This window comes from Salmonella sp. A1325, assembly GCF_056991255.1.
The window spans coordinates 76215-89896 of sequence record NZ_JAMLWO010000004.1; the positions used below are offsets into that span (position 1 = coordinate 76215).

Annotated in this window: 10 protein-coding genes; 3 read left to right on the plus strand and 7 right to left on the minus strand. The window is 55.2% G+C overall.

The features are described 5' to 3' along the window. Positions 1–579 precede the first annotated feature (579 nt). On the plus strand, positions 580–3285 hold the full coding sequence (malT, locus tag NAZ64_RS09700; RefSeq protein WP_000907030.1) for an HTH-type transcriptional regulator MalT: 2706 nt from the start codon (positions 580–582) through the stop codon (positions 3283–3285). 114 nt (positions 3286–3399) lie between these two features. Here malT and NAZ64_RS09705 read toward each other — a convergent pair whose 3' ends face one another. The 4 genes from NAZ64_RS09705 to NAZ64_RS09720 form a co-directional block, all read right to left on the minus strand. Beyond that, on the minus strand, positions 3400–3867 hold the full coding sequence (locus NAZ64_RS09705; protein ID WP_483640920.1) for a hypothetical protein: 468 nt from the start codon (positions 3865–3867) through the stop codon (positions 3400–3402). A gap of 89 nt (positions 3868–3956) precedes the next feature. After that, positions 3957–4991: an RNA 3'-terminal phosphate cyclase gene (rtcA, locus tag NAZ64_RS09710; RefSeq protein WP_220569594.1), complete on the minus strand. Its 1035-nt coding sequence runs from the start codon at positions 4989–4991 to the stop codon at positions 3957–3959. A 3-nt stretch (positions 4992–4994) separates the two neighbouring features. After that, positions 4995–6209: an RNA-splicing ligase RtcB gene (gene rtcB / locus NAZ64_RS09715; protein ID WP_220569906.1), complete on the minus strand. Its 1215-nt coding sequence runs from the start codon at positions 6207–6209 to the stop codon at positions 4995–4997. Positions 6210–6556: 347 nt separating this feature from the next. Next, the gene (locus NAZ64_RS09720; RefSeq protein ID WP_220569593.1) at positions 6557–8110 is read right to left on the minus strand and encodes a vWA domain-containing protein; all 1554 of its coding nucleotides are present in this window, start codon (positions 8108–8110) and stop codon (positions 6557–6559) included. Positions 8111–8299: 189 nt separating this feature from the next. Between NAZ64_RS09720 and rtcR the strand changes: the two genes are divergently transcribed. Beyond that, on the plus strand, positions 8300–9883 hold the full coding sequence (gene rtcR, locus NAZ64_RS09725) for an RNA repair transcriptional activator RtcR (protein WP_220569592.1): 1584 nt from the start codon (positions 8300–8302) through the stop codon (positions 9881–9883). On the opposite strand, the gene NAZ64_RS09730 is transcribed toward rtcR, so the two are convergent. The 3 genes from NAZ64_RS09730 to glpE all read right to left on the minus strand — a co-directional run bounded on the left by NAZ64_RS09730 (position 9880) and on the right by glpE (position 11964). Next, positions 9880–10638 (minus strand): DeoR/GlpR family transcriptional regulator, encoded by a 759-nt coding sequence (locus NAZ64_RS09730; protein WP_000815085.1) that lies wholly within the window; start codon positions 10636–10638, stop codon positions 9880–9882. The genes rtcR and NAZ64_RS09730 overlap by 4 nt on opposite strands. A 93-nt stretch (positions 10639–10731) precedes the next feature. Continuing rightward, positions 10732–11562, minus strand: coding sequence for a rhomboid family intramembrane serine protease GlpG (gene glpG / locus NAZ64_RS09735; RefSeq protein ID WP_000928701.1), 831 nt, complete (start codon positions 11560–11562; stop codon positions 10732–10734). Positions 11563–11637: 75 nt separating this feature from the next. Continuing rightward, complete coding sequence (glpE, locus tag NAZ64_RS09740; RefSeq protein ID WP_000434523.1) at positions 11638–11964, minus strand: thiosulfate sulfurtransferase GlpE; 327 nt, start codon at positions 11962–11964, stop codon at positions 11638–11640. Between the two features lie 198 nt (positions 11965–12162). Here glpE and glpD point away from each other — a divergent pair, with 198 nt between their 5' ends. Then, positions 12163–13671: a glycerol-3-phosphate dehydrogenase gene (glpD, locus tag NAZ64_RS09745; RefSeq protein WP_483640921.1), complete on the plus strand. Its 1509-nt coding sequence runs from the start codon at positions 12163–12165 to the stop codon at positions 13669–13671. Positions 13672–13682: the final 11 nt, after the last annotated feature.

The following is a 13682-nucleotide window of genomic DNA, read 5'->3' on the forward strand; positions in this document are numbered from 1 at the left end:
CGGGTAATAAAACAACGTTATCGCTAGTTTGCCAGGCTCGATGTTGACCTTCCTCCTCCCGGCAATGATTAGGGAGGGAGGAGGAGCGGGGATGAGCATAAAAGTGTGATCGCCGCCACTTACCCCTGTATAAACGCGCCGATTCCTGTCAACGACACCCAGTGTTACGCATAATCAAATGAATAAACAGAAATAACAGTAAATCGCGAAGGGATATTTTCGAAGATTATATGAACGCCAAAATAGTTTCTTACCTGAAATATTCAGCGGCGGGAGATTCACTAACTAAACATAATTAATTAAACGCCTGGTATCGCCATTGTGTTAAATCCGGATGATGTCCAGGACATTATTTACAATAACGGAAATATGACCTCAGCCCAGCGCTGACGCTCGTTTCAACCGCGCCGAATACTTTTTTAATACCGTTATTTAGAATTGTGACAGAGTGCAAATTCAGACACATAAAAAGTCTGCTTAGCTTGCATTAAAATGCTTTCTGGCCGACCTTATATCTATTAATTACGAAGCGCAAAAAAAATCGCAGTTCCCCCCATTTCCCACAGTGAAGTGATTGCTATGTTGATTCCGTCTAAATTAAGTCGTCCGGTTCGTCTCGACCATACCGTGGTTCGTGAGCGGCTGTTGGCTAAACTTTCCGGCGCGAACAATTTCAGGCTCGCCCTGGTAACCAGTCCTGCTGGCTATGGGAAAACCACGCTTGTCTCACAGTGGGCGGCGGGCAAAAATGAATTAGGCTGGTACTCTCTCGACGAAGGCGATAACCAGCAAGAGCGGTTCGCCAGTTACTTAATTGCCGCAATCCAACAGGCCACCGGCGGACACTGCTCTACCAGCGAAGCGATGGCGCAAAAACGTCAGTACGCCAGCCTGACGTCCCTCTTCGCACAGCTCTTTATTGAACTGGCGCAGTGGCATCGCCCGCTTTATCTGGTGATTGACGACTACCATTTGATTACCAATCCGGTGATTCACGACGCGATGCGCTTTTTCTTACGGCATCAGCCGGAAAATTTCACCCTGGTGGTGTTATCGCGTAATTTACCGCAACTGGGCATCGCTAACCTGCGCGTGCGCGATCAGCTGTTGGAAATCGGCAGCCAGCAGTTGGCTTTTAACCATCAGGAAGCAAAGCAATTTTTTGACCGTCGCCTTTCGTCGCCCATTGAAGCCGCTGAGAGCAGCCGCATGTGCGACGATGTTGCCGGTTGGGCCACTGCGCTACAGTTGATCGCCCTCTCCGCGCGCCAGAACCATACCTCTGCGCATCACTCCGCCCGCCGTCTTGCCGGGATTAATGCCAGCCACCTTTCTGATTATCTGGTGGACGAAGTACTGGATAACGTGGATGTCAGCACCCGACATTTTTTACTTAAAAGCGCGATCTTACGCTCAATGAATGACGCGTTGATCGTACGCGTGACCGGCGAAGAAAACGGCCAGATGCGGCTGGAGGAGATTGAGCGCCAGGGGTTATTCCTGCAACGCATGGACGACACGGGCGAGTGGTTTAGCTATCACCCGTTGTTTGGTAGCTTTCTGCGCCAGCGTTGCCAGTGGGAACTGGCGGCGGAACTGCCGGAGATCCACCGTGCGGCCGCGGAAAGCTGGATGGAACAGGGTTTTCCCAGCGAAGCTATACATCATGCGCTGGCGGCGGGTGACGCGCAAATGCTGCGCGATATCCTGCTTAATCATGCGTGGGGGCTGTTTAATCACAGTGAACTGGCGCTGCTGGAAGAGTCATTAAAAGCGCTGCCGTGGGAAAGCCTGCTGGAAAATCCGCGGCTGGTGTTGTTACAGGCCTGGCTGATGCAAAGCCAACACCGCTACAGCGAAGTGAATACGTTGCTGGCGCGCGCCGAGCAAGAGATCAAAGGGGTCATGGACGGCACGCTACATGCTGAATTTAACGCGCTGCGCGCTCAGGTCGCCATCAACGACGGCAATCCGGAAGAGGCAGAGCGGCTGGCGAAACTGGCGCTGGATGAGCTTCCTCTCGCCTGGTTTTATAGCCGCATTGTCGCGACCTCCGTTCACGGAGAAGTGCTGCACTGTAAAGGCGATCTCAGCCAGTCTTTATCGCTGATGCAGCAAACCGAACAAATGGCGCGCCATCATGACGTCTGGCATTACGCGCTGTGGAGCTTAATTCAACAAAGCGAAATTCAGTTCGCCCAGGGATTCCTGCAGGCCGCATGGGAAACGCAGGAGCGAGCCTTCCAGTTGATCAAAGAGCAACATCTGGAACAACTGCCGATGCATGAGTTTCTGGTACGTATCCGCGCGCAATTGCTGTGGGCGTGGGCGCGCCTTGACGAAGCGGAGGCCTCGGCGCGCAGCGGTATCGCTGTGCTGTCCACCTTCCAGCCGCAACAACAGTTGCAGTGCCTGACGCTACTGGTGCAGTGCTCGCTGGCGCGCGGCGATCTGGATAATGCCCGTAGTCAGCTTAACCGACTGGAAAATTTATTAGGCAATGGTCGTTATCACTGCGACTGGATCTCTAACGCCGATAAGGTGCGTGTCATTTACTGGCAGTTAACCGGCGACAAAAAATCCGCCGCCAACTGGTTACGTCATACGCCCAAACCGGCGTTTGCCAATAACCATTTTCTGCAAGGGCAATGGCGGAATATCGCCCGCGCGCAGATCCTGCTGGGCGAATTCGAGCCTGCGGAAATCGTGCTGGAAGAGTTAAATGAGAATGCCCGTAGCCTGCGCTTAATGAGCGATTTAAACCGCAATCTGCTGTTACTCAATCAGCTTTACTGGCAATCCGGGCGGAAAAACGATGCCCAGCGCGTATTGCTTGATGCCTTACAGCTTGCCAACCGCACCGGATTTATCAGCCATTTTGTGATTGAAGGCGAAGCCATGGCGCAACAATTGCGTCAGCTGATTCAACTCAATACGCTGCCGGAGATGGAGCAGCATCGCGCGCAGCGCATCCTGCGAGAGATTAACCAACATCACCGGCATAAATTCGCCCATTTTGACGAAGGCTTCGTCGAGCGTCTGCTTAACCATCCGGATGTCCCGGAGCTTATTCGCACCAGCCCGCTCACCCAGCGTGAATGGCAGGTGTTAGGGCTTATCTATTCCGGTTACAGCAACGAACAGATTGCCGGCGAACTGGCGGTGGCCGCGACCACCATTAAGACGCATATCCGCAACCTCTACCAGAAACTCGGCGTCGCGCACCGTCAGGACGCGGTACAGCACGCACAACAGTTGCTGAAGATGATGGGGTACGGGGTTTAACGTGTGCCTGATGGCGCTTCGCTTATCAGGCCTGCAGAGTCATTTTAAATCATATTGATATTGCTGGTTTTGTAGGCCGGGAGCATAAACGTAAATCCAGACGTTGAGTTGGCTTCAGGCCCGATGGCCGTCGCTCAGCCGCAGGTTAAATGGCGCCCATCCATCCGGCGGGTCCCATTCGCCACTGCCATAAATAATACCCTCCCGGATATCGTGAATAATGACGCCATCAATACCACACGGTTCCGATCGCCAGATAATGCCGGAACTCACGTTGATAAGAAACGTATACTGAAAGGTTGTGACCAGGAAATTCTCGCTCAGCGAGGCCTTATGATCCCAAACATCGGGTATTGAATAAATATGGCCAACATAATCATCAAGAAACAGGCTCTTAACCTGATGTGAATCCGTATCAAATAAGTGAACGTGCTGACCGTATAATATCGCAATAGTCTTATCATTATTCATGATGCCGCTGAAGCACTGCTCAACGATCCAGCGCCCCTCTTCCAGCGCGACAAAAAGACACAGCACGATAACCGGCTCGCCGTCCTGACTCACCAGCACTCTTCGCCGCATCGTTGAAGGGCCGGAAAAGGGATTAACATCCCTCTCCGGGATGGCGTCAGCAACGCGTTGTTCAGCATCAAGGAAATCAGCGTGGTATGTTATGATCCGCTATCCTTTTTACTTACCATAACCTGCACCATCCCCCTCGCCTCCTCCAGGTTGAACGTTACCGGCAAAAACCGTTCCACCACCACAATATTGGTAAGCAAGTGAGCGGAAGCCCGCGCCACGGTAAACGCGCCTTCGCCCGCCAGCGCCAGCGGTAAAATCAGCTGGTCGGCCAGATGCTCTCCCACCGCTGCCGGGCTTGCGAGATAGCGCCGCGCTTCATGCGCAACCTGGTTAGCTACCGCTTCCGCGCTGGTGCCTTTTACGCCGAACGCGGCGAACAGTTCGGTTAACTGTTCGCTTTGGATCACCAGCAACAGCGCATTGCCCGGCCCGCAGCCGCCTTCCAGCGCAACGACGTTTTTCTCCGCCTGCGGGAAGTGGGCTTCCAGCGTTGCGACTTCACGTTCGCCAACGTGGTGAGGCACCGAGGCCAGCAAAGCTTCGGCGGTGATACGCAGCGTCTCGCCGCGCGATATCAGCGTCAGACCGCGTAAAGACGCCGCCGGTTCGACGACCGTTGCCGCCGCGCCGCCGCCTGCCGGATAAAAGCCGTGTTTTATCAGCGTGGTGCGCTGGTTGATACCCATCCTCGCCAACAGCGGCTCCCAGACGCGGCAGATAAAATCGGCGCTGGGCGCGGCCTGATTATGCGTCCCGCCGTGAACCTCCACACGGGATGAACCATCGGCAAACCACAGCGCGGGCAGAACGGTTTGTAGCACCAGCATACAACTGCCCGCGCTGCCAATCGCGAAACGGTACTCGCCGCCGCGAATCGGCCCCGGCGTAAAACGCAACTGTTGCGAGCCCAGCTCGTCGCCGTTCACCTGTGCGCCGCAGATTTCCGTCGCCGCCCGCACCGCCGTTAAATGCTGGCGCAGCAGCCCCGGTTTGGCGCGCCCGGCGCGGATGCCGCTCATTTCAAACGGCTGGCCGGTTATCATTGATAAACTCAGCGCCGAGCGCAAAATCTGCCCGCCGCCCTCTCCCTGTGCGCCATCCAGCGCGATAATCCTTGCCATTTTCTATCCTTTAACGCACACCACCTGCCGCAGGGTGTACATGATTTCCACCAGGTCAGACTGCGCCGCCATCACCGCATCAATATCTTTATACGCCATTGGGATCTCGTCGATCACATCCGCATCTTTACGGCATTCGACATGCGCGGTGGCGCGAATCTGATCGTCAACGCTAAACAGTTTCTTCGCTTTCGTTCGGCTCATCACACGTCCGGCGCCGTGGCTGCACGAACAGAACGACTCTTCGTTACCCAGCCCGCGCACGATAAAGCTTTTCGCCCCCATCGAACCAGGAATGATACCGAACTCACCGCGCCGCGCCGAAACAGCCCCTTTACGCGTCACATAAATCTCTTCGCCAAAGTGCTGCTCTTTTTGCACATAGTTATGGTGGCAGTTGATCTCGTCCATATCGAGGGCGATCGGTTTTTCCACGCAGCGCTGGAGCGCCGCCAGCGCGTTTTCCATCATCGCCTCGCGGTTCAGGCTGGCGAATTGCTGCGCCCAGTGTACCGCTTTCAGATAATCATCAAAATATTCGCTTCCTTCATTAAAATACGCCAGATCGCGGGACGGCAGCGTTTCTAACTGCTCCTGCATTTCTTGCTGCGCCAGGCCGATAAAATAGGTGCCGATGGCGTTACCGATCCCGCGCGAACCGGAGTGCAGCATGATCCATACCCGATCGGTTTCATCCAGACAGATCTCAATAAAGTGGTTACCGGTTCCCAACGTTCCCAGGTGCTTATAGCTATTGGTATTCAAAAAGCGCGGATATTTTTGCGTTAACCACTGATATCCCGCTTCCAGTTGCACCCATTTTTCATCAACGTTGGCGGGCGGGTTTCCCCATGCGCCCACATCGCGACGCCCGCGTCCGGTGGTACGCCCGTGAGGCACAGCGGCCTCTATGGCGTTACGCAGTTCTGCCAGATTTTCCGGCAGATCGGCCGCCGTTAAGCTGGTACGCAGCGCGTTCATTCCACAACCGATATCCACGCCCACCGCCGCCGGAATAATCGCCCCTTTCGTCGGGATCACGCTACCGATGGTCGATCCTTTCCCCAAATGCACATCCGGCATAACGGCAATATGTTTGAAAATAAACGGCATTTTCGCCGTATTGATCAGCTGCTGACGGGCATCGTCTTCTACCGGTACGCCTTTGGTCCACATTTTTACCGGTGCATTCTGGGTGGTCATCAATTCGTAATTCATCATTTTTTTCTCGTTTTAATCATTAGGGTGGCGACAAGTTTATGTGAATACACCGCTCTACCATTGAGCTACAGAGCCGGGCTCTGACGGGTCTCGAACCCGCAACAAATGTAGATCCACAGGCATTCGCCAAAATAGGGTGGCACGACAAGTTAAGGTGAATCACCCGCTCTACCGTTGAGCTACAGGGCTAAGCCCCGGCAGGGTTTGAACCTGCGTCTGGCCATACAAGGTGTAGATCCACCAGCATTCGTGCCTTCAGCGTTGCGCGACAAATTCATAGCCGGGATGATACGCATCGGGAAAGATGTAATCCCGGCCAGCATTCGCGCCGCGCTGAATACTCTTTACAGCGTCACGGCTTCAATCTCTTCCAGCCAGTGCGCGCTGCCATAGCGACCGTTAACAAAGTTATCTATCACCGTAAACACCTCGTCGCTGAAGCTGCCGACGTTCAAAATATCGCTTCGTTCCGCCGCCTGCGTGGTGCCGTAAGGCAGCAGATCGATACACACCAGGCGCGCCTGCGGGTTGCGCTTTTTCAGTTCGATCCAGCATTCCATGGTGGCCGTTGAGCCATGGCGCGATTTATCAACCCACGATTCGTTATCCGACACCATAATCACCAGATCCACCCGCGCCCGCTCGTTCAACAACCTACGTAGCGGCGCGGAGCAGTTGGTGCCGCCGCCGCCAACCGCCGCCAGCTTTTGCGCGTTGTGCATAACCGACTGGCGCGCATCAAGCTGCACGTCGACCACATCGCATTCAAACGGCAGCACGCGGGCCAGCGGATGATTACGCAGCACGGCGGCGGCGATCAGCCCGGCAACGTCCACGCAGCGGATCTTACTGGTCGCCCCCTTGCGATAGCCGGTTATCGACGACTTCATCGACCCCGACACGTCCGGGCAGACCACCACGTTGCCGCGAAACGACGGAATGTTCTCCAGCGCGTACTCCATCGCCTGCGCTAAAGCCTCGCGAATAACCTGCGGCACGCCGCTTTGCAGATTGCTCCACGCCGACAGCAGCTGATAAGGATAAACCCAGGACTGGCGCACCTGCGCCCTGTCCGCCAGCCGCTGCGCCACGCTGGCGGCAAGCGTTGCATTCTCAAACACGTTATGACGCGCCAGGGTATTCAAATTCATCCGCAACGTTTGCCAACTCATCCGCTGCGCCAGCTGTGCCCACTGTTCACGACTCAGCGGCGCGTTGGTCAGCAGTAAAAACGGCACATCGGGTAAGGCCGCGCCCATGTCGCCTTCACGAAACGCCAGCAGCGCGCGCGTTTTTTCCGGCAGTTGCGCCTTATCGCACGGCTTACCAATCAGCCAGGCGAAGAAGGCTTTCTGCCACGCCGCCTGCGGCCGTGGGTGCACCATTTTGACGATATCCGCCAGCGACGGCGCATTGCCCACCGATGCCTGCAATAAACGCTCTTCGCTGGCGTTCTGTAACCAACGCTGCACCAGCTTCTTTGGCCGCGTCCCCAGCGAGCGCCGCCCGGTCACGCCGCTGCGCAAAATTTGCACAAAGTTACGCAGCATCCGGCCATTATTGATCACCCGCGTAAATACTACCGGCAGCAGCGCCGAACCACGCGCCGCCAGAATGGCGGTCAACAGCGCGGGCATATCCTTCATCATCCCGCGTTCGCGGCCATAAATCGCCAGTTGCGCTAAAAACAGATCGTCGAGATCTTTCGCCGTCGCCAGAACATCATTTAGCTGCGCCTGGCCGCTGGCATAAAAAGTCTCGTTCATGCAGCCGGTCATCACCATTTGCGCCAGTTTATGGCGCGGGGTGAAGGCGAAAGCCGCTGCGCCTTGCTGATTGCTGGCGTTGGCCAGCGGCGCGTCCCTTAACAGCGAACGGAACAAAAGTGGATTAGCCATTTGTTTTTCCCATTTCCGTTATTCTCCATGCCATGGTTATTGCAACCAGCGTGCCAGAAAATAAATTATTTTGTAATTTATTGATTTTTAAATACTTTATTTATTTAACGTTCAGATGAAAGAAAAATGCCTGCACGGCAGCCATTAAAAAGCGATAAAATTATCTCGTCTTTTAGAAGGAAATCTAAGATGCGAAAAACGGTGGCCTTTGGTTTTGTCGGTACGGTGCTCGACTATGCAGGACGCGGCAGTCAGCGTTGGGAAAAATGGCGCCCTACTTTGTGTCTGTGTCAGCAGGAGACGCTGGTCGTTCACCGCCTGGAACTGCTGTACGATGCCCGCTCTCGCTCGCTGTTTGAAGGATTAAAGAAGGATATCGCCAGCGTCTCACCGGAAACGGAAGTCGTCGGCGTAGAAATCGCGATCCGCACCCCGTGGGACTTCGAAGAGGTTTACGCCTGCCTGCACGATTTCGCCCGCAGCCATACCTTTCATCCCGAAGATGAAGACTATCTGATTCATATCACCACCGGCACCCACGTCGCGCAGATCTGCTGGTTCCTGCTGGCGGAGGCGCGCTATCTACCGGCGCGATTAGCGCAGACCTCGCCACCGCGCAAAAAAGATAAACCGCATAGCACGGGCGACGTGACGATTATTGACCTCGACCTCAGCCGCTACAATGACATCGCCACCCGCTTCGCCCAGGAGCGGGAGGAGACGCTCAACTTCCTGAAGTCCGGCATTGCAACCCGCAACCCGTGTTTCAACCGGATGATTGAGCAAATTGAGCGCGTCGCGATACGCTCCCGTTCGCCAATCCTGCTCAACGGCCCGACCGGCGCGGGCAAGTCGTTTCTCGCCCGTCGCATCTATGAACTAAAACTGGCCCGCCACCAGTTCAGCGGCCCGTTTGTCGAAGTGAACTGCGCCACCCTGCGCGGCGACACGGCAATGTCGGCGCTGTTCGGCCACGTTAAGGGGGCGTTTACCGGCGCGAGAGAGGAGCGTGCAGGACTGCTGCGCAGCGCCGACGGCGGCATGTTGTTTCTTGATGAAGTGGGAGAGCTGGGTGCGGATGAACAGGCCATGTTGCTGAAAGCCATTGAAGAGAAACGCTTTTACCCTTTCGGCAGCGACCAGCAGGTCAGCAGCGATTTCCAGTTGATTGCCGGCACGGTGCGCGACCTGCGCCAGCGGGTGGCGGAGGGGACATTCCGCGAAGACCTGTACGCGCGCATTAATCTCTGGACCTTCGAACTACCGGGCCTGCGTCAGCGCCAGGAAGATATTGAACCAAACCTTGACTACGAACTGGAACGCCACGCGGCGCTAACCGGCGACAGCGTGCGTTTTAATACCGAAGCGCGCCGCGCCTGGCTGAGCTTCGCCACCTCGCCGCAGGCCGCCTGGCGCGGTAACTTCCGCGAACTCTCTGCCAGCGTCACCCGCATGGCGACGCTGGCGGACAACGGGCGAATCACGGTCGAAACGGTAGACGATGAAATCGCGCGTTTGCGCTATAGCTGGAATGACCATCGCCCCTCCGCGCTCGACGGATTGCCGGGCATTGACGCAACGGCGCTGGATCTGTTTGACCGTATGCAGCTGGAAAACGTCGTTGCGGTCTGCCGCCAGGCGAAAACCCTTTCCGACGCCGGGCGGCAGCTATTCAACGTTTCCCGCCAGGGGAAAGCCACGGTGAATGACGCTGACCGGCTGCGTAAGTACCTGGCGCGTTTTGGTCTGACGTGGGACGTTTTACAGAATTAACACAGCTCCAGTTGGATATGGTTCTCCGTCAACACCTGCATCACGCCCGGCGGCGGCAGGGTATCGGTGTAGACCGCATCGACCATACTAATGCTGCCCATGTTTACCATCGCATTACGGCCAAATTTAGAGTGATCCACCACCAGCATCACGTGGCGCGAATTTTCGATAATCGCGCGCTTGGTGCGTACCTCATGGTAGTCAAATTCCAGCAATGAGCCGTCGCTATCAATACCGCTAATACCGAGAATGCCGAAATCGAGACGGAACTGGGCGATAAAGTCCTGCGTCGCTTCGCCAATAATGCCGCCGTCGCGGCTGCGGAGTTCGCCGCCGGCGAGGATAATACGAAAATCCTCTTTCGCCATTAGCGTGTTCGCTACGTTCAAATTGTTGGTCACGATCCGCAAATTACTGTGCCCTAACAGGGCGTGCGCTACGGCTTCCGGCGTCGTGCCGATATCAATAAACAGCGTTGAACCATTGGGGATCTGGGCCGCGACTTTGCGAGCGATGCGCTCTTTTTCTTCCGTTTGCGTCGCCTTACGATCGTGCCACGGCGTGTTCACCGAGCTGGATGGCAACGCCGCGCCGCCGTGGTGGCGCAAAATCATATTCTGTTCCGCCAGATCGTTAAGATCCCGACGAATGGTTTGCGGGCTGACAGAAAAATGCTCCACCAGCTCTTCCGTACTGACGTACCCCTGTTTTTTCACCAGTTCAATGATCGCGTCATGCCGTTGTGTTTGTTTCATGAATAATCTCTGAAAGTAACCAACCTTGCGCCGGATAGCGGCATTCGCCCTACCCGGCCTGGAAAAATATCTCGACCACAGGCCGGATACGCCTCACGTTCGTTTTCGCGCATTCAGCGTATCAACAAAGGCCATCGCTAAACCGACGATAAGCCCGGCGATGTGCGCGCCGTTCGCCATAGACATGCCAAACCAGTCAAACCAACCAGCGACTATCCACAATAATGCAAAAATAATTAAGCCGCGCTGGAGGTAAATTCCGCTTTGCGGATCGCGCTCTCCGCGCAGCCACACGTAACCCATCAGCGCATAGACGACGCCAGACAGCCCGCCAAACCACGGGCCGCTAAATTTCTGCTGTACATAGCCGCTTAGTAGCGCGCTTATCACCGTAATGACGATTAATTTACCGCTGCCCAGGCGCTTCTCTACCGCCCCGCCGAGATACCACCACCACAGCAGGTTAAAAAGAATATGCATCAGTGAAAAGTGCATAAAGATATGGGTGAAGTAGCGCCAGAATTCAAATTTTAAAACCGGATCGAACGGCCACGCCAGCCACACCATCACCGTCTGATCGCCGATGAGACTCATCGCGATATAGACCAGCACGCAGGCGAGCATCACGATCCAGGTAACAGGGCCGGCTCGTTCACGCAGCGTGGCGAGAAAGGGAAAACGACGGTAGCGTAGCCCGCTGTTCGTCTGCCCGGACTGCCAGCTAGCCGCCAGATAACGCGGATCGCCGGGATTTTCTATAAACCGCGCCAGCTCGACCCGCACACGTTCGGCCTGCGATTCATCTGCCAACCAGATATCGCTTTGATTATGTTGCTGAATAGTAAGAATGACGCCCTGGGTGGCCATGTAATCAACAAATGCCTGCGCCACGCGAGGATTCGCAAAGGAAGTAATCATCAACATTATTGCTGTCGCTTAGTCCATACAAAAGAAGACAGTATATATACCCTTCTCGTCGGAGGCTGCATCTTTATGGGATTACGCGCCATTCGCGACATCGGCAGGGAAACGGCGATGCCAGGCCTCAAACCCGCCGTCAATGCTGTAAACCGCATCATAGCCTTGCTGGAGCAGATACTGCGCGGCGCCTTTACTACTGTTGCCGTGATAGCACATTACCATCACGGCGGTATCGAAACCATGCTCACGCATAAACGCGCCCAGCGTATCGTTAGTCAAGTGAAACGCCTGCGGCGCATGACCCATGGCATAACTTTGCGGATCGCGAATATCGACCAGCACCGCCGCGCCCTGGTGCAGTTTCTGATACGCCTCTTCTACAGTGATACATTCAAATTGTTCCATGAATCGCTCTTTCATTATTGCCGGTGAAGCCAATTAAGGCATTTTATCGCCCAGTGTACGTTGACGGAGTAGCTTAACGCCATAATGTTATACATATCACTCTAAAATGTTTTTTCGATGTTACCAATAGCGCGTTTCTTTGCTATTATGTTCGATAACGAACATTTTTGAACTTTAACGAAAGTGCAAGAGGGCAGCATGGAAACCAAAGATCTGATCGTGATAGGCGGGGGCATTAACGGTGCAGGCATCGCGGCTGATGCCGCCGGACGCGGTTTGTCCGTACTCATGCTGGAAGCGCAGGATTTGGCCTGCGCGACCTCTTCCGCCAGTTCGAAACTTATCCACGGCGGCTTACGCTACCTTGAACACTACGAGTTCCGTCTGGTCAGCGAAGCGCTGGCAGAACGTGAAGTGCTGTTGAAAATGGCGCCGCACATCGCCTTCCCGATGCGTTTTCGTCTGCCGCACCGCCCGCATTTACGTCCGGCCTGGATGATCCGTATCGGTCTGTTTATGTACGATCACCTCGGCAAACGTACCAGTTTACCCGGTTCCACCGGTGTGCGGTTTGGCGCAGATTCGGTGCTCAAACCGGAAATCGTGCGCGGATTCGAATACTCCGACTGCTGGGTAGACGATGCGCGTCTGGTGCTGGCTAACGCACAGATGGTGGTGCGTAAAGGCGGCGAAGTCCTTACCCGTACTCGCGCAACCGCCGCTCGTCGGGAAAATGGCCTGTGGATTGTCGAAGCGGAAGATATCGACACCGGTAAAAAATATGTCTGGCAGGCGCGCGGACTGGTTAACGCCACTGGACCGTGGGTCAAACAGTTCTTCGACGAAGGGATGCATCTGCCGTCACCGTATGGCATCCGCCTGATCAAAGGCAGCCATATCGTCGTGCCGCGCGTCCATAATCAGAAGCAGGCGTATATTCTGCAAAACGAAGATAAACGTATCGTCTTTGTCATTCCGTGGATGGAGGAGTTTTCGATCATTGGCACAACCGATGTCGAATATAAAGGCGATCCGAAAGCGGTAAAAATCGAAGAGAGCGAAATTAATTACCTGTTGAAGGTCTATAACGCGCACTTCCAGAAACAACTGGGGCGCGATGACATCGTGTGGACGTACACCGGCGTCCGTCCGCTGTGCGATGATGAGTCCGACTCACCGCAGGCGATCACTCGCGATTATACCCTTGATATTCATGATGAAAACGGCAAAGCGCCGCTGCTTTCCGTGTTTGGCGGTAAGCTCACGACCTACCGTAAGCTGGCCGAACATGCGATGGAAAAACTGGCGTCTTATTATCCAGGCATCGGGCCGGCATGGACCAAAACGTGCGTACTGCCCGGCGGCGACATCGACGGCAGCCGCGAAGATTACGCGGCGAAGCTGCGTCGTCGTTATCCGTTCCTGACGGAATCGCTGGCGCGCCACTATTCGCGCACTTACGGTAGCAACACGGAGTGGATTCTCGGCGAAGCTACGTCACTGCTTGATTTAGGCGAAGATTTCGGTCATGAGTTTTACGAAGCGGAACTCAAGTACCTGGTGGATCACGAATGGGTACGCCGTACTGAAGACGCTATCTGGCGTCGCACCAAAGAAGGCATGTGGCTGACCGCCGAACAGCAGTCCCGCATCACTCAGTGGCTGGCGGCGTATGTTGAGAAACACCAGCTTTCACTGGCGTCCTGAGAAAAATGCCG